The organism is Vibrio rumoiensis (assembly GCF_002218045.2).
Classification (GTDB): Bacteria; Pseudomonadota; Gammaproteobacteria; order Enterobacterales; family Vibrionaceae; genus Vibrio; species Vibrio rumoiensis.
Genome location: NZ_AP018686.1, coordinates 771,260 through 795,364 on the forward strand (window position 1 = coordinate 771,260; position 24,105 = coordinate 795,364).

The window sequence follows — 24,105 nt, forward strand, 5'->3', positions numbered from 1 at the left end:
TACCCAAAATATTAAAGTTGAATACTTTTTAATTGCGCGATCAACGCTTGCGTCGCCTGACCTTGCGGGTGCTGCGTAGACCAAATCAGATCAATGCCTTGCTTCCATGGTTGAGACTCAAAAGCCAGCTCTAGCCGTTTTAATTGCTTAGTACGCACAAAATCATTCACCACTTGAGCCGGTAACGATGCCCAACCTAGCCCTTGTTGTAACATCGGTATGGTCGAATGAGCACTTTCGGTTCGCCATACTTGATCGGACACTCGCCACCTTGGCGTATCTTGCCCGTAACGCCCCGTAATCAAAAACTGACGATAGCGTTCTAACATCTGCCATGTCACTTTCTCTTGTTGCGCCAGAGGATGCTGCATGCCTGTCACACACCAGAACTCTAAAAACCCTAAGCCGTAGACTTCGATTTCTCCGGGATACATCAATTCAAGTTGCTGTAACACAGCCAGTTGCGCCCGGCCATCACGAATAAACTCCAGCACTTCACTTTCATTAACATGCAAGATTTCAATTTCAACCAATGGGTATTGCTGCTCAAAATGAAACAGGGCTTGCGCAACCGCCTGTGTCATCGCCATTGATTCCACCACTAATGTGATCTTCTCTTCAACGCCCATTTGATACGCATCCGCCGCCGATAAAAACACACCACATTCATTTAAAATGCGCTTGGCACGCACCAGCAAAACTTCACCATGAGCGGTTAGCTTTGGCGAGCGAGTAGTACGATCAAATAGCGCTAGATTTAAATCCGCTTCAAGATTGGCGACCGCGGTACTCACTACCGATTGCGCTTTACCCAAATGCCGCGCCGCCGCTGAAAACGATCCTTGTTCCGCTGCCACCACAAAAGATTGCAACTGATCAATTGAAAAACGCATCTCACTTCCCCATATCAATCTATCTAAAAAAGCGATAGTTATTAATTAGAATATATCCAATTTAGCATTAATAATAGCGTCAGTTTGATTGTTAACATCAACAAGGGTTGATGAGATTAGAGAATAAGTTAGAGGAAACAATGCGTACTACCTTTGATAGATTAAGACACACCATCTGTTTTGAATTGATTGGCCTCGCGATTTTAACGCTTGGGATTGCCAAGCTGATCAATATGGATATGACCAAAATAGGTGTGTTAGCAGTGGCATTCTCAATCATCGCCACCGTATGGAATTACTTCTATAACATCTTATTTGATAAGGCGATGCTCAAACACACAGGCCAGCTCAATAAAACCGTCGCCATGCGAATCTTTCATGCCTGTTTATTTGAAGCGGGATTGCTAGTGATTACCTTGCCGATCATGGCATGGTGGTTAGAGATAGGCTTAATGGAAGCTTTCATTTTAGACTTAGGAATGGCGCTGTTTTATCTGATTTACGCTTTTGTTTATAACCTGGCTTACGACCGAATCTTCCCCGTGCCGCAAGCCAAACCAGCATTGGATAGCCAGTCTTAGCCATTACGTGGATTAACTGGCGGTCAAAAAGCCCCAAATCAAGCGTAAAGCAATAAAGGTTAATGCGAATTTAAGCACAATGTGGAAGTGCTTATTCGACACTTTATCCAATACTTTTTTACCAATATAAGTGCCCATAAAACCGACAAGAATCATCAGGCCAATCACACCAATCCACTGCTGATAAGCAAAGCCTAATAAGCCAAAGATAACCGCTTTAATGACATGTTGAATCGACATAAAACAAGACATGGTAGCGCCTAATTCACGGCGATCCGGTAGGATGTTTTTGATCGTCGCGATTAAAAATGGCCCAGTAGCCCCCACGAACATGGTCAAAAATGCCGTAAATGCCCCAATGCCAACCAGTCCTTTTTTTCCTTTAAAGCTTAAGTTAATCGGCACCCAACTGCTGATCAAAATAAACACCGCCAGTATCAATTCTAAATATTTAGTGGGTAAGTTAAGCGCAATGTTGCCACCAATAATCGCCCCCACTACGCTACCGACAAAAAACCAGCCAAGGAACTGCTTTTGAATGTAGCGACGCATTAATACCGCTCTTCCCGCATTAGAGCCTAATTGAACAATCGCATGCACAGGAATCACCGCCGCCGCGGGCATAATCGTGATCATAAACGCAATCAGCGTTGCGCCACCACCGACCCCAATAATCACATTAAGCATGGACGTTAAGCCACTTAGGCCAATCAAAAAGAAAAACTGTGCGGTACTGAGGTCTTCGGGTTTTAAATGCAGTAAAAAATCAGTGAAAGCGTGCATAAAATCGATTCGGATAAAAAGAACAGGCCGCGATTATATACCCAAGTGGCGGTGAAATGCGATTTGGATGTGGTGGGTGTTAAATTCACGGCTATCCAATCTGTGAAGCATACTCGGCGGGTGACATACCGACTCTACTTTTAAACATCGCACTGAAAGAGCTAGGGCTTTCATAGCCAACAGAAAGCGCGGCATCAATAACATTGAGACCCTGAGCTAATAATTCCATACTTTCCAGTAATCGCTTTCGGCGTAACCACTCACTAAAACTTAATCTGAGTTGTTGGTGAAATTGGCGTGATACTGTCTTATCAGATATTTGTAGCAACAAGGATGCATCCGACACAGACCAAGGATGATCTAGCCGTTTTGAAACTTTAAGACAAAACTTATAAAGATTGGAGCTTTCTTTTGGCATAGGAACGTGAAAATCTAACGAATTAAGAACCCTCAACTCATCCAATATCAATTCAATAATTCGGCTTTCTCTGCTCTCTTTAAATAGAACGTTTTTAATATTTACCGCTTGAATTATCAGCTCTCTTAAAAGAGGAGTAACCTCATAAACTTGACATTGATTAGGCAAATCAGCTCTCGCGAGTGGATCAATAAATAGTGTTTTTACTTCAACGGCTCCGATAGTCCGTAAGCTATGAACCATACCTTCAGGGATCCAGAGGGCGTTCAGAATTCTGTGTCAGTTAATTTTGACTAAATATCTAAGACGTCATCCAAACGACCTTCAAAATGAATCGCCAGTTGAGACAATGTCATATTCCAGTTCTGGATTGGCATTGTCCACTTCTTAGACGCATTCAATATCCCAGCATACAACAGCTTAAGCAAGCTGTTTTCATTTGGAAAACCACCTTTAGTTTTGGTCAGCTTTCGAAACTGACGATGTACCGCCTCAATAGCATTGGTGGTATATATGGCTTTCCGAACATACTCTGGATATTTAAAGTAAACCGACAGGTTTACCCATTTATTACGCCATGAGCGTAATACTATTGGATATTGTTGGCCCCACTTAGCTTCTAATCGGTCTAACTCTATTTCAGCTGCTTCCTTAGTTACCGCTCGATAAACTGGTTTCAGATCTGCCATAAACTCTTTTTGGTGCTTAGATGCGACATATTTTATTGAGTTCCGAATTTGATGGACGATGCACAATTGAACTTCAGTATTTGGATAAATTGTGGCAATGGCTTCAGGGAAGCCAACCAAGCCATCTACGCAACTGATTAAAATATCCTCAACCCCTCGATTATGTAAATCAGTTAAAACTGATAGCCAATAATTTGCGCCTTCAGACTCTGATAGGTATAACCCAAGTAGTTCTTTTTTACCGTCGATATTCAAGCCTAAGATTGTGTATATCGCTTTACTGACATAACGACCATCCTCTCTAATTTTATAGTGGATGGCATCAAATAAATGAACGGGTATATAGCGTCTAATGGACGCTGCTGCCATTCTTTAAGCTCTGGTATTAAGCGGTCTGTGACAGCAGTAATTGTGGCCTCAGAGACGTCGATACCATACATATCTTCAACATGTCCTCGAATATCACGATAGCTCATTCCTAACGAGAACATAGAAAGGATTTTACGATCAATTTCATCAGTCAGCTTGGTTTGATTTTTCTTGATAAGTTGAGGTTCAAAAGAGCCTGAACGGTCGCGAGGAGTATCAAGTTCAAATGCTCCGACAGAAGACTTAACAGTCTTCTTAGAGGTTCCATTTTTACGATTTGGCTGGTCATCATTATCGATGTGTTGTGCAAGCTCAGCTTTTAAAGCAGCTTCCGTAATTTGCTTGATAAGAGGAGTTAAAAAGCCATCTTTGCCTGTTAAATCTTGTCCAGATTGAAGAGCTTTAATGGCTTGCTCTAGATCGAAATCATTATTCATGTGTCATTCCTTTTTTGTCTATTTTAGGAGAAATGACACAGATTTCTAAACACTACCGGGATCCACAAGCCTCTACCTGGGGGAACAATCCAATGACCAACTTCAGTTTCCACATTTATGACTCCACTTACAGTATGAAGTAATTGAGTCGCTGTATGTAAATGTGGAGGTTCATAAGTGTTATGTGGGTATTGATGAGCTACTGCCTTTACTGCCTGTTCAATATATTCATTAACAAAATGCATATAGCTCATTCCTTATTAGCTTAATTCTTCTACTTAACTCAGAATATCTTCTGATGTGTTCATTAATATATCCGTTTGTTGTATCGAGATTAATAAATTTCTAACCGCATTTAGTGTGGCTTGAATAGAAGAACGAGTCGTATCATCTTCAATTGAAACACCAAAAAAAGAATAATTTTTATCGGATTCACACTCAACATAAGAAATAGCTTTGCTATATGTCGAAGCTCCAAGAGTATGTTCAGAATAATTAACGATATTAATCTCCAGCTCGAAACACTCACTTAATCCCTTAATTAAAGCACTTAATAAACCGTTACTTTTCCCTGATACATTAAACTCCTTCCCCTGATACTCTACCTTAACAATAATACTTTGATCACTATTTAGAGAGTCGCTTTTATAATCAATTAGCTTCAAATTTGCATAAGGTGTTATTCCATAGCTACGTCGAAATAGATCCCATATTTCTGCAAGGCTAAGCTCGTTTTCAGTTTGGTCTACGACATTCTGTACTTTTTTACTAAAGTCAACTTGCAACTTATCTGGTAATTTTAACCCATGATTTTGCTCTAGCATCCAAGATGGCCCACTTTTACCAGACTGGCTGTTCACTTTAATAACTTCTGAATATGAGCAACCAACGTCTTTAGGATCTAAAGGTAAATATGGAATATTCCATGTTTCTGAATGCTGTAAGCCGTTAGTAGCTTCAAATCCCTTTTTAATCGCATCTTGATGTGATCCAGAAAATGCCGTAAACACAAGTTCACCAGAATAAGGGTGTCTTGGATGGACAGGAATATTAGTGCAAGCCTCAATTATTTTTGCCGTGTTCCTGATGTCAGAAAAATCCAATTTAGGATCAATTCCTTGGGTATATAAGTTCAAAGCTAGTATCGCTAAATCAACATTTCCTGTCCTTTCTCCATTACCGAAAACGCACCCTTCCACTCGTGTGGCACCTGCTAGCTGAGCTAGTTCAGCAGCAGCAACACCCGTTCCACGGTCATTATGTGGATGAACGCTTACAGTGACATTTCCCATATCACTAAATAATGAGATGAATTTTTCAATTTGGTCAGCGTAAACATTCGGGGTATTGACCTCGACTGTTGCAGGTAAGTTTAATATTAATGGGCGATCACGGCTTGGCTGCCACGCTTTTTTAACTGCTTCACAAATCTCGAGTGAGAATTCAAGTTCCGTAAAACAGAATGTTTCAGGTGAGTATTCCAAAATCCATTGTGTTTGACATTGTGCATCACATAACCGTTTAATATGTTGCGTACTTAATACGGCCATTTCGATAATTTCAGACTTACTTTTTTTAAACACTACATCTCTAAACAGCGGCGCTGTAGCATTATATAAATGGACTATTGCACGTGCAGCGCCTTGTAGCGATACCAGTGTTTTTTTAATCAACTCGGGTCTAGCTTGAGTAATAACTTGTATCCAAACATCATCAGGAATTTTATTCTGTTCAATTAAATACCGAACAAATTTGAAGTCTGTTTGTGAAGCCGATGGAAAAGCCACTTCTATTTCTTTGAATCCACAAGTAATCAAATGCTCGAAAAGTAATGCCTTCTTCTCATGATTCATTGGCGTGTTTAAAGCTTGATTTCCATCCCGCAAGTCCGTTGAACACCAACGCGGTGCTTCCAACAATTGTTTTGATGGCCAACTGCGTTGTGAGTTTTCAATAACTGTAGCTGGATGATATTTTTTTATTGGATTATTCATGCTTTACTCCTCTTGATTTCTTACAGGGTAAAGATATCCAGAAAACGAATCATATCGATTAGAGACAGATATATCTCCAATTTGGACAATAACAATTTAGGATGATTATTCTAAATCGTTTATTGAAGATTTAAACGGGTTTGAAAGCTTGATAGAGCACAAGGTAAATGACGTCACACACTTTTATATGACTAACACCTTCGATAGACAAATTGGCTGACTGAACAAGTAAACTTAGCTTTTGAGAAATTGGACTCAGGAGAAGCCACTTTTATTGACCATGCATCCGCTAAATCTCGTATGGTCGAACGCATAGCGAAAATACGTAACCGAGGCAAAATATGATTTTGTGGGAAGAAGAATCACTTAACGATCGTGAAAAGATCTTTGAGTTTCTTTATGACTTCTCATAAGCTAAATTTAAGTCTTCGAAGAATATTCTTCGGTTTTCCAATATATCTTCACGCCATAGTTTAACTTCTTCCAAAGACTTTCCATGATCGCCAATGTAAACCTCTGCATAAAAACTAGATACGGCTTCTCCAAAGACTCTAAGTGATTGCTGGCTTCCAGATAATCCTAGCAACAACAACCTAGATTCAGCACTATTTAAGTTTTTGTATGAACGGTAGAGGTTAGTTCTGGCCTCATTTAGCTCCTTAAGAAAGCCATCACTCAGTTTAGAATCATTATTTTTCCTACGAGTAAAATCAAGGTAACATCATATTTTTTAATTTTAAAAGCAAACTCACCACATTGACCGCTTTAATCCACTTAACTCAAGCAACCGCGTCGAGATCTCTTCCACCGATAATGTGGTGGTATTGAGATACGGGATCGCTTCGCGGCGAAATAACGATTCCACCCGATTCAATTCTTTTTCACATTGCTGTTGGCTGGCGTAATCACTGTTGGCGTAGCGTTCGTGGCGGATTGCCATTAAGCGTTCGGTATCGATGGTTAAACCAAACGTCTTAAAACGATAAGGCTCGATTTCTTTAGGCAGCTTTAATGAAGCCATGTCATCTTCAATGAATGGGTAATTGACCGCGCGAATGCCAAATTGCATGGCGAGATACAAACTGGTGGGGGTTTTTCCGCAGCGAGAAACGCCTAGTAAAATGATGTCGGCTTGGTCTAAATTATTAAGTGAGACCCCATCATCATGGGCCAATGTGTATTCCACTGCGGCGATGCGATTTTGATAACTGGCGGCGTCTTTTTCAATGCTGTGAGAGCGATGTAACTGCGGATGCGGTTCTAACCCTAAATCTTTTTTGAGCGGGTCTACCAACACGTTTAACACATCATAAAAATGCGCATTTGCCTGCTCAATGATGGCTTTCACTTCAGGTAAAACAATCGAGAAAAACACCAATGGCTTTTGCCCTGTTTGCTGATGTTTTTTATCAATGAGACCTTTCACATGCTCAGCGCGATCTGTGGTTTCAACAAAAGGCAAAGTAGTTTGTGAAATTTGCAGTGGAAACTGGCCAAGTACCGCATGGCCTAAGGTCTCAGATGTGATCGCAGTCCCATCTGACACATAAAATACATCTCGATATTCTTTTCCATTTTCCATAACAAACTGATTCCTTTGGTTATTTTATCAATCGCCGTGTCTTGTTTAAAAATTGTAAATTTTCACAACTATAATTACACAAAGTTTTTTCATAAGGTAATAAGTAAACACGCTTCATTGTGACCTTGTCTGCTTATTTGTATTTAATGGATGTTTAAAAATGAGAAGTAAGCAGCATTCACTTGGTGATGAGCGCGAAATGAATAATGTCTAACCACAACAATAATAAGACAGACAAAGTAACTTTCTGCCAGTCAAAGTAAGTTACCAAAAGGCTTACTGCGACTTTTGTTAATCCAATACAAAAACAGTCTAGGAGACACGCCGTGGATAAGAATGTGGTTTGGTATGATGCCTTATCAATGAATGATGTTGATAAAGTCGGGGGCAAGAATGCATCTCTGGGTGAGATGGTTGCTAATCTTTCCAATGCAGGGGTAAAAGTACCGAATGGATTTGCGACCACCTCTTTTGCCTTTAACCAATTTCTAGAAACCAATCAACTTAACGACCGCATATATCAACTGTTGGATGCTCTCGATGTCGATGACGTCAATGCACTAAAATCCGCCGGTGAAACCATCCGAAATTGGGTGCTTGAAGCCCCACTCCCAGCTCAACTTGAAAACGATATTCGTGATTACTACCAAGAGCTCAGTAACGGCGATGAGATGCTCTCTGTGGCAGTGCGTTCTTCGGCAACCGCAGAAGATTTACCCGATGCTTCTTTTGCTGGCCAGCAAGAAACCTTCTTAAACGTGCGTGGTATTGAAGCAATTATCGAAGCCACTAAGCATGTTTTTGCCTCTCTCTTTAATGACCGAGCCATCTCTTATCGTGTTCATCAGGGCTTTGACCATAAAGGCGTGGCACTATCAGCCGGCATCCAACGTATGGTACGTTCCGATAAAGCCGCTTCTGGGGTGATGTTTACCTTGGATACTGAATCTGGTTTTGACCAAGTAGTGTTCATTACCTCCTCTTGGGGATTAGGTGAAATGGTCGTACAAGGTGCGGTTAACCCTGATGAGTTTTATGTCCATAAGCCAACCTTACAAGCAGGTAACCCTGCGGTGGTACGTCGTACCATTGGCTCAAAACTTATTAAGATGATTTACGCCGAAGGTAAAGCACTCGGTACACAAGTAGAAATCATCGACACTGATGCCAGTGAACGCAGCCAATACTCATTAACTGATGATGAAATTCAAGAACTCGCAAAACAAGCGCTGATCATTGAAAAACACTATGGTCGCCCTATGGATATTGAGTGGGCAAAAGATGGCATCACAGGTGAGCTATTAATCGTGCAAGCTCGTCCTGAAACCGTTCGCTCTCGTGATAACCAACAAGTGATGGAACGTTTTCAACTCAATGGCAACAGTAAAAACCTGATTGAAGGCCGCGCAATTGGTCAACGTATTGGCGCTGGCGTGGTGCGTGTCGTTCAAAGCCTCGACCAAATGGATCAAGTACAAACCGGTGATGTTTTGGTGGCGGATATGACAGACCCGGACTGGGAACCTGTAATGAAAAAAGCCTCTGCCATTGTCACCAATCGAGGCGGACGTACTTGTCATGCGGCGATCATCGCGCGTGAGTTAGGCATTCCTGCCGTGGTCGGCTGCGGCGATGCCACCAGCAAACTCAAAGATGGCCAAGCCGTCACCGTGTCGTGCGCGCAAGGGGAAACCGGTTATGTGTTTGAAGGTGAGCTTGATTATGAAATCAAACGTTCATCAGTCAACGACCTACCCGACTTACCTCTTAAAGTCATGATGAATGTCGGCAATCCTGATCGCGCTTTTGATTTTGCCTGTATTCCTAATGAAGGTGTAGGTCTGGCTCGCCTTGAATTCATCATTAACAAAATGATCGGTATTCACCCGAAAGCCCTACTCAATTACGATGAACAATCGACTGAGCTCAAAGCCGAGATTGATCAACGTATTATTGGTTACGCTAACCCCGTTGAGTTTTACATTGAAAAGCTCACCGAAGGTATCTCAACCCTTGCCGCAGCGTTCTGGCCTAAGCGAGTGATCGTGCGTATGTCAGATTTCAAATCGAATGAATACAGAAACCTTGTCGGGGGAATTCATTTTGAACCAACGGAAGAAAACCCAATGCTTGGTTTCCGCGGAGCGTCTCGTTATATCTCACCGAAATTCCAAGATTGTTTTGCCTTGGAATGTGAAGCGATAAAACGAGTGCGTAATAAAATGGGCCTCAAAAACGTTGAAATCATGATCCCGTTTGTGCGCACGACCAATGAAGCGGCATCGGTGATTGACTTACTGGCTAAGTTCGATTTACGCCGCGGTGAAGATGGCTTAAAAGTCATCATGATGTGTGAGCTTCCTTCGAATGCGATTTTAGCGGAAGACTTCCTCAAATACTTTGATGGTTTCTCCATTGGTTCAAACGATATGACTCAGTTAACCTTAGGGCTAGACCGAGATTCTGGCGAAATTGCCCACATGTTTGATGAGCGAAACCCAGCGGTGAAAGCCATGTTATCGATGGCAATTAAAGCGGCAAATAAAGCAGGAAAATACGTAGGCATTTGTGGCCAAGGCCCGTCGGATCACGATGACCTAGCCCAATGGTTAATGGAACAAGGCATCGATTCGGTATCACTTAACCCTGATACGGTATTGGAAACTTGGGTGCATTTAGGAACGAAAGTACCTAACCATTAAATTAGTTGAGTATTTCTTACCTAAGATCAAACAAGCGAGGTCATGATGGCCTCGTTTTTTTCTATTGAAATCAATTATAATTCTCCGCAATTCCATCTATTGGCAAGACCTCATCATCATGAACATAAAATTTCTCGGACTTGTATTACTCCTTGGCGCAGGCGCTTATTACTATCATCACAAAGAAGAGCTGATGCCAACGGATATTAAATCCAGTGCGAGTGCATCCGCAGACAATATCGCGTTTGCTCAAGGCTGGATTGATGACTCTTTCGATACGTTAAATCTTGGAGTGACAATCGGAGGTGAAAACGCACCGACATTTGAACTCATTAAAGATGACGAAGTTAATGGACAACACACAACTACAGGCCGTTTTACCTACTTTCCTATCGATAACGGAAAAGGCAAATGCAAACTCATCACCTTTACCTGGCGCGATAGAGTAGGCTCAAAAGAAGAAAAGTTATTAAGCCACGCCGGCTGTTGATCTTTTTTCTAAAATTTACACAAAAAAAAACCGAGCAAACTTCCTGGCCGGGAAGTGTTGCTCGGGTAGGTAGGATTAATACAACTCTTTACCCTTTTACAGGTTATTAAAGATGGAGTATTAGTGCACCAAGCGGTGCGACCTATACAATGAATCGGTTACCCAACTCGTCATCGATTACCACGACGTGCTCGGGTTAATTTCGCTTCAAGCTGCAAGATATCGTCTCTTGCAAACATGTCTTCCAATGTAGACACCAATTTTCGTCTCCAGTTCGGATATTCGTCCATTGTTCCTGGAATATTGACCGGTGTGTTCATTTCTAACCAGTCTTCTAACTGCAAACTGAGCAAAGCACTGCTTCCGGTTGCCATATGAACTTGCATAGCTTCACTGAGCGCTTGGTTAATCATCACCTCACCGGCTTCATTGTGCTCTAACTCTGGAAGCTGATTATGCTGTTGCAATGTTTCAATAATATGTTGTCTGCGTGACTTTCTGTCTTCAAACAACACATTCAATTGTTCTTCATCTGGGTACAAACCTATTTCACGACCTAAGGTTAAATCAGCACTGTTCCAGAAGCCTCGTAATGTCGGCATATCATGGGTGCATAGCGCCGTCATAGATTGTGGTTTGTATTGATCCGGTGCGATGTACTTGCCATCTTGATCCGTTTCAAAGAAAAAGACTTTATAAGAATGCACGCCAGCATCATTTAACTTTTCAACAATTTCTTCAGGTACGGTCCCTAAATCTTCCCCGATAACCGCACATTGGTGACGGTGACTTTCTAATGCCAGAATCGACATTAAATCGTCTACAGGGTAGTAAATGTAAGCCCCATCTTTGGCCGTTTTGCCTTTTGGAATCCACCACAAACGCAATAAGCCTAATACATGGTCAATTCGCAGTGCGCCACAATGACGCATATTGGCGCGCAACAAATCAATAAACGGTTGATAGGCTAACGCTTTAAGTTGGTATGGATTCAGTGGCGGCAATCCCCAGTTTTGACCAAGAGGTCCGAAGATATCAGGTGGCGCACCAATACTGACATCTTGGCATAACGCGCCGTGATCTGACCACGTCTCCGCACCGGAGTCACACACACCAACCGCTAGATCGCGATACAAGCCTAATGCCATGCCCTTATCTTCCGCCAATTGCTGCACTTGGGTCAGTTGCTCATCAGCAAGCCACTGAAGGTACATAAACAACTGCACTTTTTGTGGATGATTCTTAATGTAGCTTTGCACTTCTGGAGAATCGAAATGCTGTAACGCTTCATCAAAAACCGGCCATCCCCAAACAGAATCATCTTGTGCTTTCAAATCGGCATGTAACGCATCAAACGCAGCTTGATGAAGCAGACTTTCGCCACCAAACTCAACAAAATCGGCAAAGTGTTGCGCACGTTTTGTTTTCTTATTAACTTCTTTGTCAATAAATGTCGTGAAAAGTTCCGGGAGTACCGACATTTTTAATATAGATACTTCGGTATAGTCGACCCATTCTTTAGCGCGATTATCATTTAAACGCTGCTGGAATGCGGCATCCGCGACCATTGCTTGTGCAGTTTCACTCTTAGAGAATTCTGGCACCGCTTCCACGTCAATATACATAATATTGAGCCAACGACGTGACGATGGACTATACGGACTTGCACCTTCAGGGTTGGCAGGAAACAACGAATGAATGGGGTTCAGACCGACAAAGTCACCACCGCCTTCAGCAATTTTCGCTACCAAATATTTTAAATCGGAAAAGTCGCCAATGCCCCAGTTGGTTTTTGATGTGACGGAATACAATTGAATACTCGGTCCCCATAAACGCTCACCTTCAACCAATTCTGGTTGTTTGAAGCAAGCCGTTGGCGTCACAATCAGCGACATCACAAATGGCTTATTGCGACGCTTACGGAATAGCGATAATTGGTGGTAACCAAGCGGCAAACTCTTTGAAAGAGAAAAAACTAAATAACCTTTTTCAGCGCGATGATCTTCAACGATTTGTGACTCCAAATACCCTTCAAAACGCTCGCCTTGTTCGGTTTCAATCAACCAAGAAAACTCACTCAACCTTGCTGATGCAGTGATATGCAACTCAACGAATACTTCTTTACCTGCATGCACCACTTTGACACTCGGCAAGACATCGACTTTATGACGTTGTTGAGCTTGTTCTAATAAGGTAGATGGATCAGACGTGTCATAACCTAGTGCTTGCAATAACTCTTCAATGGTTTGCTCGCTAACATAGGCTTCATTGCCCCACGCGCTGATATAACGATCCACAATGCCTTCTTGAGTCGCCACCTGTTTTAATGTGGAATGTAATTGATTGTCTACTGGTTGAGCTGAATTTAAATCTTGCATCGAATGCTCCATAACGTCTTCTTAGAAACATCTGTCTTCGAAACATTTGTCTTTTAAAACATAAAGTACTTCGAGGAGTCGTGTTCATTTTCATTACATTCAATATTGCCGATTAAGCCAAGGGCTCACATCCTCCTCAAAAAAGGTGTAGAGGGAGGAGACTTAGGGCGTAGCTGAAAGAAAGTTCGAACAAAATGAGATCTATCGCAGGATTTGCAAGATAAACCTGAGTCAGATCACATCACTTCGACGTTTGCATGGTATGTTGAGACAAAATAAAGCTCATAACCAATATAAAAAAATCCGAAAAACATGAGCTAGATAACAAAAAAGATTGGCCTTCTTTCTTAAGGCTCTTTTGACCTTGCTTACTATATCAACTGTTAACCATTCAGAGACTCATTGCTGCCATGTGGATACCTTCCAAACTCAATCGACCAGCCCGACTACACAATGCTATTTTGCGCTCACGCCTGTTAGAAGCCTTAACTCACGCGCCTTTTTATAAATTAGTGTTATTCCGTTCTCCCGCCGGTTACGGTAAAACCACGATGGCTGCGCAATGGTTGAATAATCACCCGAATCTAGGTTGGTTTAACATTGATGAAAGCGACAATGACACGTTTCGCTTTGCCAACTATTTTTTACAATCATTCAATAAAGCCACCAATGACGCTTGCCCCAATACTCAAGCGTTGGCAGAACGTCGTCAATTTGCCAACTTAACCAGTTTATTCAATGAGTTGTTTGCTGAATTTGGCTTTAACGACACTCAAACCTATCTGGTTCTCGATGATTATCATTTGATCACTAATGATGAAATCCATGAAGGCTTGCGCTTTTTCTTAAAACACATGCCAGATAACATTACCCTCGTGGTAACAAGCCGAACTCACCCACCACTCAACACCGCAAATTTACGTGTGCGGGATTTATTAATCGAAGTGGACAATGCTTTGTTGGCATTTGATAAAGAGGAAACGGAACGCTTCTTCCATAAACGCATTACCGATAACCGCTATCAAACCGATATTTTAGAAACGATCCGCACTCAAGTTGAAGGTTGGGCATCGGCATTGCAGTTGATTGCTCTGCATGCTCAACAATTTCCCGGAACACTAGAAAACTCTGCCGTTTCTATTGCCAACTTCAATCAAGATCATATTTGGGATTATTTATCGGAAGAAGTTTTCGATCAATTAACGCCAGATTTGCAAACGTTCTTACTTCAATGCTCTGTACTCGATATGTTTAATGCAGAATTGATCACGGAATTAACGGGGAGAAATGATGCTCTTGCCATGTTGGATTCGCTTAACCGCTTTGGGTTGTTTTTACACCCCATGGAAGGCGCAGATAATTGGTTCCGTTTCCACAACTTGTTCGCGGAATTTTTACGCCACCAGCGCTATACCCAAATTCCGGGGCAACGCAGCCAACTCCATTACAACGCAGCAAAAGCCTGGCTCAAACAGAAAAACCCACAAGCCGCGCTTACTCATGCTCAAAAAAGTGGCGATGAAACACTGGTTAGCCAAATTTTATCGGATCATGGTTGGGGTATGTTCAATCACGGTGAGCTGCAAGTCGTGGAGTCAGCCATCAATAACTTAAGTGACGAAGTGCTCTTTATTTCACCTCGTTTATGCTTACTTCGCGCTTGGCTAGCGCAAAGCCAACACCGTTATAACCAGGTGTTTGATCTCATCGTAGAAGCCGAAGAAAAAATGGCCGCGCACAATATTGAGCTTACCGATACTCAAATTGGTGAATTCAAAGCGCTTTCGGCGCAAGTCGCAATCAACCAAGATAACCCTGCACTCGCGTTAGAAACCGCCGAGTTTGCCTTGCAACAACTGCCCCACTCTAGCTTCCGTAGCCGTATTGTCGCGACCTCTGTGATCGGTGAGGTGTATCATGTGATCGGTGAGCTTGATAAAGCATTTGATACCATGCAAAAAACGGAAATGATGGCGCGTGAAGATGGTGTTTTCCATCAGGCGTTGTGGGCGATTTTACAACAAAGTGAAATTCAACTGGCACGTGGCTATGGTCAAGCGGCTTTTGAACTGCTTAATAAAGCTGAAAGTCTCATTAAAGAGCAACACCTACAGCAACTGCCTTTGCACGAATTCATGCTGCGGATCAAAGCGCAAATTTTATGGTGTTGGAACCGCCTAGACGAAGCAGAACAATGCGCTCATCTAGGGTTAGAAATCTTAGCGCCATTTGAAGTCTCACGCTCTCTACATTGCTATTCCATGTTGGCACGCATCGCCATTTCTCGTGGTGAACTAGACAAAGCGGCGCGCTATTTAGAGACTTGTAACCAACTTAAAGCCAATAATCGCTATCACATTGATTGGCGCGCTAATGCAGATTTATCCAACTTACTCTATTGGCAAGCTTCCAATAATCAGGCCGCGATCCAACAGTGGCTAAGCGAGTGTGAAGAACCTCGTTCCGCCGTCAATCATTTCCAACAATTACAATGGCGAAATATTGCTCGCGCCGCGCTATTAATAGATGATCTTGAGCGTGCAGAAAACATTCTGCTTCATTTACAGACTCAGGCATCAAAATTAAAACTGATCGCTGATAAGAATCGTAACTTAGTACTCGAAGCGGTACTTTCCGTAAAACAAAACCAACCACACAAAGCGCAGCAGCATATTCATGAAGCCTTATCACTCACCAATAGCACTGGTATGGTTGGTAATTTCTTATCCAATGCAGATGCCGTAGCACCATTATTAAAAGCCCTGCTCAGTGATAAGAAACTGGCCGAACTAGAACTCCACCGCGCGCAAAATTTACTGCAATTAATGACCAATAAAGAGCGAGTACGCGCCGTACATTTTGATGAAGCGTTTGTACAAAAGCTCCTGACACTACCAGACTTACCAGAGTTGATTCGCACGAGCCCGCTCACCCAACGCGAATGGCAAGTACTCGGGTTAATCTATGCAGGCTTAAGCAACGATCAAATCGCAGCAGAGTTTGATGTCGCGCCAACGACCATCAAAACCCATATTCGTAATCTGTACCAAAAGATGGGTCTAGACAATCGACAACATGCGATTAAAACCGCCGAGCAGTTAATCCAAATGATGGGGTTTAATTCGCATTAACCTAATGAAAGCACTAGAGATAATAAGAACATTGGAAAGAAGACGGGCAAACACGCTAAACCCAACCCGTCTCACAGCATGATGAGCGAGATTCAAGTAACCTTAAACAAACTGTCAAAATAATCCCAGCACCAAACAAGAAAGGTGATAAGGAACCGCGCTCATTTCAATAAGGGAAGATAAAACGTTCCCCTTATTTGCCACTCGATTAAGGATGATCTAATGGCGACCTATTTGAAAAAGCACAACAACAAACCAACGTTCAGCTTAACTAAAACTGAGCGTTGGCTCTTTTTAGTGATCACTATGCTGCTCGCGGTTGGCGTGGTGTGGAAAATCAATGACAGTGCTATTCAACGCAAAGCGATAAAACCTATCACGCAACATCAATTCTTATTTAATCAGGCCTGTCAGCAAGCGCTCAATCAAGGTGAGGATCGGAATGTATCTTATTGTTTGTCAGCTCAACATTACAACCATGTCATGATGCTGGCATTAAAAGATAACCATATCGATTTAAGCGAAATGGTCGAACTTGAAAGCTACTTTCAACGACAATACCAACCATTTACTCATTAATGGCGATTTAGATACATTTATAGGTTTAGAGACAGAGTCAGCCCCGTTCCGCGCTGAGATCATAATTGTTCTAATTTTTACTTATATCCCACTTTTTTTACTTTCTACCCTACCGAAATGTCGAATTATCAACCACACTTGATGTGTCAGTTTAGCAAAAACACTAAGACACTGGCGAGACACAAGCTCAACTAAGACTTTTACACACCTTTATAACCTTAGTTGCTCTGCTTGTTAAAATACTCTTGGCTTTAGTTGCAGACCTCCCCACCCTTGCAGCTAAAGCCAATTTTTGTTCATGAGTCACGAGGGATTCCGATGACGAATACACATTCAAAAACCACCCAAACAAACCACGATTCCATCTCAATTTCTACCTCCTTTATTTCAACCACTTTTACTAAACATTCTTTTATCAAAAAAACCTTATTAAGCGTCGTCTGTTTATTTAGCGTAGGCAGTTATGCGCAAACCCCCGCCATTTACTCCAGTGAAAGTATTCACCACCCAGTGTGGGCTGAGCATGGCATGGTGGCAACTCAAGAGGCGATCGCTTCTCAAGTTGGGCTCGATATCTTAAAACAAGGCGGCAATGCGGTGGATGCCGGTGTGGCAGTCGGCTTTGCGCTAGCGGTAACACTACCGCGTGCCGGTAACATTGGCGGCGGTGGCTTCATGATGATTTATGATGCCAAAAAGAAACGTACTTTCGCTCTCGATTATCGAGAAATGGCTCCTTCCAAAGCGTATAAAGACATGTATCTGGATAAAGAAGGCAATGCCGTTGAAGAGTTGTCACGCTTTCATGGTTTAGCCGTTGGCGTCCCGGGCACCGTTGCGGGGTTAATTACCGCATTAGACAATTACGGCACTATGGATTTAAAAACCGTAATGGCGCCGGCGATCAAACTGGCGGAGCAAGGGATTATCGTCACCCCTGATTTATATACCTCATTACAAAATGCGAAAGAACGTCTGCAAAAATGGGACAGCAGTAAACCCGTCTTCTTCAAAGATGGCGGAAAAACGGATTACCAAATTGGTGATAAATTCATTCAAAAAGATCTCGCGCACTCTTTAAAACTCATCGCACAAAAAGGACGCGATGGCTTTTATAAAGGGGCAACGGCCAAAGCAATTGCCGATTCCGTTACCGCTGCAGGTGGCTTAATGAGCGTTGAAGATTTGGCCAGTTACAAAGCGGTGGTTCGTGAACCCGTAATGGGCAACTATCGCGGTTATCGCATTGCCTCTATGCCCCCACCATCTTCCGGCGGCATTCATATCATTGAAATACTAAACATTTTAGAAAATTACCGCATTGGTGAAATGGGCCACAATACTGCCGAGACAATCCATGTGATGGCCGAGGCCATGAAACTGGCTTATGCTGACCGTGCCGAATACCTTGGCGATCCGGATTTTGTCAAAGTCCCGACCAAAGGCTTAACCAATAAAGATTACGCAAAGACTTTGCAGCAACAAATTTCACAAGATAAAGCTCGCCCAGCCAAAGACATCAAACACGGCCAGCCCATGCCTTACGAAAGTGATCAAACGACTCACTTTTCCATTATGGATAAAGACGGCAATGCTATTTCGAATACCTACACTTTAAACTTCTCTTACGGCACCGGCATGGTTGCTAATGGCACTGGCATTTTGCTCAATAACGAAATGGATGATTTTTCTGCCAAACCTGGCGTACCGAATGGCTATGGTTTAATCGGCGGTGATGCGAATGCGGTTGAAGGTGGCAAGCGCCCTCTTTCTTCAATGAGCCCTACTTTAGTCTTTAAAGATGGCAAACCGATTATTGCAACAGGTAGCCCCGGTGGCAGCCGTATTATTACCACCACTTTGCAAATCATCATGAATGTAATCGACCATAAAATGAATATTGCCGAAGCCACTCACGCGGTACGTGTTCATCACCAATGGTTACCCGATGAATTGCGCATCGAAAAAGGACTGAACCAAGACACCATCAAATTACTCGAAGGCAAAGGACAAAACGTCGTAGAAAAAGAAGCCATGGGCAGTACTCAATCGGTCATGCGTACCGAGGAAGGTTTATTCGGTTCTTCCGATCCAAGAACGCCAAGTGCATTGACAGTTGGTTACTAAAAACACGGCTTACTAGACGAAAAACAACCAAAAATACAAACGGTAAATAATGGCTTCCGGCCAGAAAATTTACCGTTTTTTTATGGCTCGTGATCATAGCTTAACATTCAAGTTATCTATCTTTCGCATCAAATCAGTGACAAGCAATCGTTCCGTTATGTCAAAAGTGAAATATCCACACCACTCACAGCATGTTCAGTAACACGGTTCGTTCAAACTATGATTTACTCGACAACACCATTAACGAAAAACGCCGCAGACTCTCATCTGCGGCGTTTTTATGCTTTTACATTACGGTGCCAACGTCAACTTATCTTGAATAAAATCTAAAAACAGCGAAATTCGTGACGCTAAGGCACTTTGTTTATAGTACACCGCTTGTATCGACTCTCTTCGATTGGGGTGCTGAATCGCATTGGGTAATATTTCGACGAGAGAACCCTCGGCTAATTCTTGATGAATCATGTAATAAGAGAGTGTGGTGACGCCCATCCCATTGACACACAACTGTTTAATAATTTCACCGCTGCTCGCATGAAGCCCGAAACTTAAAGGCGGGTGAGTCGTTTTAAAATGCCAATTATTAAGGTGAGAAGCTTGTGAAAAGCCGATAAGTGTATGGTCCGATAATTGATTAATGTCTTGCGGAGTACCATTAGCGTGCAAATAATCAGGGCTTGCCACAACAACTAATGGACTTTGACCTAAAGCCCGTGCGTGTAGCGTCGAGTCTTTCAAATCCCCGATACGAATCGCCACATCGACTTTGTTATCTAATAAATCGACCACTCGATCATTGGTCGTCAGTTCCAACTCCACTTTAGGGTAGTGCTTTCTAAATTCGGGCAAGAGCGGCACTAATTGATGACTAATAAAGGCAAATGCAGCATCAATTCTTAACTTACCAACGGGCTCCGTTTGATGGGCCTGTAAATGTTGTTGACCAAGCTCGAGCGTATTCAAAGCTTGCTGAGCATAGCCCTTAAATACCACGCCCTCTTCAGTCATCACCAGCTTGCGAGTGGTACGATTAAATAACGTCGTCTCTAATTGCTTTTCTAGCCTAGCAATCGCTCTTGATAATGTCGCAATCTGAATCCCCTCTTTGACTGAGGCTTTCGAAAAGCTTTCACTTTCTGCTACCGCTAAAAAAGCCAATAAATCTTCTGTTTTAATCATTGCCGAATACTCGCCTAAGTGCCTTCATAAAAGAATACAACCTTTGCATATTAATCAAAAGTAATTTGTATCTTTTGATATTAATGAAAATATTAAGCTCTGGTACCATGCTGGTCATTCGCATCACGACAAAGGATAAGACTCCGATGAACAACGATCTCTTTAACCCAATTCAACTTGGCGATTTAACCTTAAATAACCGTATTGTTATGCCACCGATGACACGCTCTCGCGCTAAAAATGGCTGCGCAAATGCAATAATGGCGGAGTATTACGCTCAGCGTGCAGAAGCGGGGCTTATCATTTCCGAAGGCACGCAAATATCTCAACTTGGACAAGGCTATGCGTGGACACCAGGCATCTATAGCTCAGAGCAAATCCAAGGTTGGAAGCTGGTCACGGATGCGGTACACGCTAAAGGCGGAAAAATCTTCGCACAACTTTGGCATGTCGGTCGCGTGACTCACCCAAGTAATACGGGTGGGGTTCAGCCTATTTCTTCAAGCGCACAAGCGGCGAAAGGCGTAAAAGTATTCATCGATGAAGAAAACCAACCGAACTTTGTCGATACGGTATTACCAAGAGCCATGACTCACGATGATATTGCACAAGTTAAAAATGAGTTTCATCAAGCCGCGTTAAACGCATTAGAAGCGGGGTTTGATGGTGTCGAATTGCACGCAGCGAATGGTTACTTAGTAAACCAATTTATCGATTCTGAAGCGAACCTTAGAACCGATGAATACGGTGGCAGCACTGAAAACCGCCTACGTTTCCTCGGTGAAGTGGTTGATCAATTAGTCGCCGTCGTAGGTAAAGAGCGCGTCGGTGTACGCCTTGCGCCATTCACTTGCTTAAACGGCACGGTAGATTCCGATCCTGAAGCCACTTATATCGAAGCGGCTAAACTACTGAATAGAAAAGGTATTGGCTATATACATATCGCCGAAGTTGACTGGGATGACGCACCAGATACCCCGGTATCATTTAAACAAAACTTACGTCAGGCTTTTGATCAAACCATCATTTTGGCAGGCAAATATAACCCTGAAAAAGCCCAACAAGCCTTAGAGCAAGGCTTTGCCGATATGGTGGCATTTGGTCGTCCATTTGTGGCAAACCCAGACTTGGTCACTCGTATTAAACACCACTATCCACTCGCAGAGCATAACCCAGAGACTTTGTTTGGTGGTGATGAGCAAGGGTTGACGGATTACGCGACCTATTCTGCATAAACCAAAACGCCGCAGACTCTCATCTGCGGCGTTTTTTTATGTGATGGGTTTAGTTACTACCCTTTCACACCACCAGCGGTTAATCCACCAACCAAGAATTTCTGAGCCAGTAAGAACACGATGGTAATTGGTAGTGCGGATAACACAGCCGCCGCCGCAAAATCGCCCCACAAGTAGTTTTGTGGATACAAGTATTGCTGCATTCCGACCGCAAGGGTGTAGGAATCCACATCACGTAATAGTAATGAGGCTACGGGTACTTCGGTTACCGCAGCAATAAATGACAAGATGAATACCACCGCAAGAATTGGCACGGATAATGGCAACAAGACTAAACGGAAAGCTTGCCAAGGCGTTGCACCATCCAGCGCGGCGGCTTCTTCTAGCGAGTTATCAATCGACTCAAAGTAGCCTTTAATCGTCCACACATGCAGCGCAATCCCGCCCATATAAGCAAACACCACACCACCGTGGGTATTCAAGCCTAAGAATGGAACATAAGTACCTAGGCGATCAAATAGTGCATATAACGCGACAAGTGCTAGTACCGCTGGGAACATTTGGAAAATCAACATTGAACGCAAGATAACGGTTTTGCCTTTAAACTTCATGCGGGCAAAAGCATACGCACAAGTCGTTGAAAGCACTACAATACCAATCGCTGTTAAGCCTGCTACTTTGACTGAGTTCCACAGCCATAGTAAGACTGGGAATGGCGGCTTGGTGACAGTGCCATCGGCGTGAACCACATCAAAGCCTAATGCGAGTTTCCAGTGTTCTAATGATGGGTTACGTGGGATCAAATCCCCTGCGGCGTAGTTTCCTTCACGGAAAGAAATCGCAATCACCATTAATAGAGGGAACATCATTAACGCTAAGAAGATCCACATACCAAGATGCGTTGCCCAAACACGGTATTTCAAAGATTTTGGTTGAACCATAGCCATGTTGATTCTCCTTATTGATTTTCTAATTTAGTGAACTTCATATTCAGTAGCGATAAGCCGCCCACTAATAAGAAGATAAGCGTCGCAATCGCACCTGCTAAACCAAAATCTTGACCACCCGCGCCTTCAAACGCAATGCGGTAGGTGTAGCTTACTAATAAATCGGTGTGACCGGCAGGCACGCTGGTACCAATCATATCTGGCGCACCGTTGGTTAATAGCTGTATTAATACAAAGTTATTGAAGTTAAAGGCAAAGCTGGCAATTAATAGCGGCACCATTGGTTTCACTAATAACGGCAACGTGATCTTCATGAAGTTATCAATCGGGCCTGCGCCATCCATTGCCGAGGCTTCGTATAAATCATCAGGGATCGCTTTTAGCATGCCCATTGCCAAAATCATCATGTATGGGTAACCCAGCCAAGTATTGACAATAATGATCATAGTTTTCGCAAGCGTTGGGTCGGTAAACCAAGCCGGGCTTAAACCGAACAAGCCTTGTAATAACTGGTTAATTTCCCCGAAACTTTGGTTAAACAACCCTTTAAATATCAAGATAGAGATAAACGCGGGTACCGCATAAGGCAGAATCAATAGCACACGGTAAATACCACGGCCTTTTAACGCTTCCCAAGAAACGATTTGCGCTAAAATCACGCCCATGGCGAGGGTAAGAGCCACAGTCGCGGCGGCAAAAACCACTGTCCAAACAAAGATTTTAAAGAATGGGCCTTGAATGCCTGGGTCGCTGAAGATACGGGTGAAATTGTCAAAACCGATATTAACGATGAAGCCCGGTGTGATGTAATCACCAATAAACTGACCATCAGAATCTACCGGTTGGTAATAACCAATTTCATAGTTTGGTTTTAGCACTTGTTCGGTTTGGTTATTAACTAGGGTTTCGCCATCTGCATCTAAGCTATACAGCGGTTTTACTTGAGCAAATTTACGCAGACCAGACATCACTAACTCGACACCTTCTGGCGTTTCAACTTGCAACTGGTTTAAAACATTACGATTTTTAATCACATCTTTAAGCGCCGCTTTTTTACCCGGAAGTTCGGTAACTGGCATTAAATTGATGTGCCCTTCTAGTTTTTGCACCGAATCATTCGATAACGAAATCGGCTGAGACACTAACCACTTATCGCCCTGCTTTAATGCCAGCGAATACACATCATCGTGTTGGCGTAATTCAAATGGGTAGCTTTCTCCGCTTTGGAAGGTTTGTTCTAGCAACACACCTTGAGCACGTTGGAAACTCAGTTGATTAGCGCCGCTGTAATTGGTGAAAGCGAGGCCAATGGTATAAATCAGCGGAAAGATAATGAAGAGAATCATCCCCGCGACACCCGGATAAATATAACGATGGGCATAAGTACGCTTACGGGCAAAAATATACACGCCCATAGAAGCCAGAACTAAAGTCAGTAAGGCGAAAGCAAACTCTCCACGCGCATACATCAAGACAATTGCATAGCCATTCAAAAGAGTAATAGCCGAAAGAACCAGAGTTTTCAGCCAAGGAAAAGGGCGAGATTCAGAGAGTGGTGCTGAATGAGATGACATAATATTCGACGACATAA

General features: G+C 42.8%; 16 protein-coding genes and 2 pseudogenes. 8 read left to right on the forward strand and 10 right to left on the reverse strand.

What is annotated here, in order from left to right; all coding sequences use genetic code 11:
- Nucleotides 1-11 precede the first annotated feature (11 nt).
- A complete protein-coding gene (locus VRUMOI_RS15945; RefSeq protein WP_089140409.1) occupies nucleotides 12-893 on the reverse strand; it encodes a LysR family transcriptional regulator in 882 nt (293 codons plus the stop codon).
- A gap of 140 nt (nucleotides 894-1,033) precedes the next feature.
- Here VRUMOI_RS15945 and VRUMOI_RS15950 point away from each other — a divergent pair, with 140 nt between their 5' ends.
- Nucleotides 1,034-1,474 carry a PACE efflux transporter gene (locus tag VRUMOI_RS15950; protein ID WP_089140410.1) on the forward strand — a complete coding sequence of 147 codons (441 nt, stop codon included), beginning with the start codon at nucleotides 1,034-1,036 and terminating at the stop codon, nucleotides 1,472-1,474.
- Between the two features lie 12 nt (nucleotides 1,475-1,486).
- On the opposite strand, the gene VRUMOI_RS15955 is transcribed toward VRUMOI_RS15950, so the two are convergent.
- The 4 genes and pseudogenes from VRUMOI_RS15955 to leuA form a co-directional block, all read right to left on the reverse strand.
- Nucleotides 1,487-2,257 (reverse strand): sulfite exporter TauE/SafE family protein, encoded by a 771-nt coding sequence (locus VRUMOI_RS15955; protein WP_089140411.1) that lies wholly within the window; start codon nucleotides 2,255-2,257, stop codon nucleotides 1,487-1,489.
- Between the two features lie 91 nt (nucleotides 2,258-2,348).
- A complete protein-coding gene (locus VRUMOI_RS15960; protein ID WP_089140412.1) occupies nucleotides 2,349-2,918 on the reverse strand; it encodes an AraC family transcriptional regulator in 570 nt (189 codons plus the stop codon).
- A gap of 50 nt (nucleotides 2,919-2,968) precedes the next feature.
- Nucleotides 2,969-4,170, reverse strand: a pseudogene (locus VRUMOI_RS15965) (IS256 family transposase).
- A gap of 278 nt (nucleotides 4,171-4,448) precedes the next feature.
- Complete coding sequence (leuA, locus tag VRUMOI_RS15975; RefSeq protein WP_089138554.1) at nucleotides 4,449-6,164, reverse strand: 2-isopropylmalate synthase; 1,716 nt, start codon at nucleotides 6,162-6,164, stop codon at nucleotides 4,449-4,451.
- A 341-nt stretch (nucleotides 6,165-6,505) separates the two neighbouring features.
- Here leuA and VRUMOI_RS15980 point away from each other — a divergent pair.
- Nucleotides 6,506-6,574: pseudogene (locus tag VRUMOI_RS15980) on the forward strand (type II toxin-antitoxin system mRNA interferase toxin, RelE/StbE family); the annotation flags it as partial.
- A gap of 338 nt (nucleotides 6,575-6,912) precedes the next feature.
- Here VRUMOI_RS15980 and ppsR read toward each other — a convergent pair.
- Entirely contained in the window at nucleotides 6,913-7,746 is an 834-nt protein-coding gene (ppsR, locus tag VRUMOI_RS15985; protein WP_089138553.1) for a posphoenolpyruvate synthetase regulatory kinase/phosphorylase PpsR, read from the reverse strand.
- A gap of 326 nt (nucleotides 7,747-8,072) precedes the next feature.
- On the opposite strand from ppsR, the gene ppsA reads away from it, so the two are divergent.
- Together ppsA and VRUMOI_RS15995 are read left to right on the forward strand one after the other, a co-directional pair.
- A complete protein-coding gene (gene ppsA, locus VRUMOI_RS15990) occupies nucleotides 8,073-10,448 on the forward strand; it encodes a phosphoenolpyruvate synthase (protein WP_089138552.1) in 2,376 nt (791 codons plus the stop codon).
- A gap of 118 nt (nucleotides 10,449-10,566) precedes the next feature.
- Nucleotides 10,567-10,938: a hypothetical protein gene (locus VRUMOI_RS15995; RefSeq protein WP_162598439.1), complete on the forward strand. Its 372-nt coding sequence runs from the start codon at nucleotides 10,567-10,569 to the stop codon at nucleotides 10,936-10,938.
- Nucleotides 10,939-11,108: 170 nt separating this feature from the next.
- Here the strand turns inward: VRUMOI_RS15995 and malQ are convergent, their stop codons facing one another.
- A complete protein-coding gene (gene malQ / locus VRUMOI_RS16000; RefSeq protein WP_089138550.1) occupies nucleotides 11,109-13,316 on the reverse strand; it encodes a 4-alpha-glucanotransferase in 2,208 nt (735 codons plus the stop codon).
- 410 nt (nucleotides 13,317-13,726) lie between these two features.
- Here malQ and malT point away from each other — a divergent pair, with 410 nt between their 5' ends.
- From malT to ggt, 3 genes are all read left to right on the forward strand, one after another.
- Nucleotides 13,727-16,447 (forward strand): HTH-type transcriptional regulator MalT, encoded by a 2,721-nt coding sequence (malT, locus tag VRUMOI_RS16005; RefSeq protein ID WP_089138549.1) that lies wholly within the window; start codon nucleotides 13,727-13,729, stop codon nucleotides 16,445-16,447.
- 222 nt (nucleotides 16,448-16,669) lie between these two features.
- Nucleotides 16,670-17,026: a hypothetical protein gene (locus VRUMOI_RS16010; RefSeq protein ID WP_089138548.1), complete on the forward strand. Its 357-nt coding sequence runs from the start codon at nucleotides 16,670-16,672 to the stop codon at nucleotides 17,024-17,026.
- 318 nt (nucleotides 17,027-17,344) lie between these two features.
- A complete protein-coding gene (ggt, locus tag VRUMOI_RS16015) occupies nucleotides 17,345-19,153 on the forward strand; it encodes a gamma-glutamyltransferase (RefSeq protein ID WP_231897529.1) in 1,809 nt (602 codons plus the stop codon).
- A gap of 291 nt (nucleotides 19,154-19,444) precedes the next feature.
- Here the strand turns inward: ggt and VRUMOI_RS16020 are convergent, their stop codons facing one another.
- Nucleotides 19,445-20,332: a LysR family transcriptional regulator gene (locus VRUMOI_RS16020; protein WP_089138547.1), complete on the reverse strand. Its 888-nt coding sequence runs from the start codon at nucleotides 20,330-20,332 to the stop codon at nucleotides 19,445-19,447.
- A 146-nt stretch (nucleotides 20,333-20,478) separates the two neighbouring features.
- On the opposite strand from VRUMOI_RS16020, the gene VRUMOI_RS16025 reads away from it, so the two are divergent.
- Entirely contained in the window at nucleotides 20,479-21,567 is a 1,089-nt protein-coding gene (locus VRUMOI_RS16025; RefSeq protein ID WP_089138546.1) for an alkene reductase, read from the forward strand.
- 56 nt (nucleotides 21,568-21,623) lie between these two features.
- Here VRUMOI_RS16025 and malG read toward each other — a convergent pair whose 3' ends face one another.
- Nucleotides 21,624-22,514 (reverse strand): maltose ABC transporter permease MalG, encoded by an 891-nt coding sequence (gene malG, locus VRUMOI_RS16030; protein ID WP_089138545.1) that lies wholly within the window; start codon nucleotides 22,512-22,514, stop codon nucleotides 21,624-21,626.
- 11 nt (nucleotides 22,515-22,525) lie between these two features.
- Nucleotides 22,526-24,088, reverse strand: coding sequence for a maltose ABC transporter permease MalF (malF, locus tag VRUMOI_RS16035; RefSeq protein WP_089138560.1), 1,563 nt, complete (start codon nucleotides 24,086-24,088; stop codon nucleotides 22,526-22,528).
- Nucleotides 24,089-24,105 lie beyond the last annotated feature (17 nt).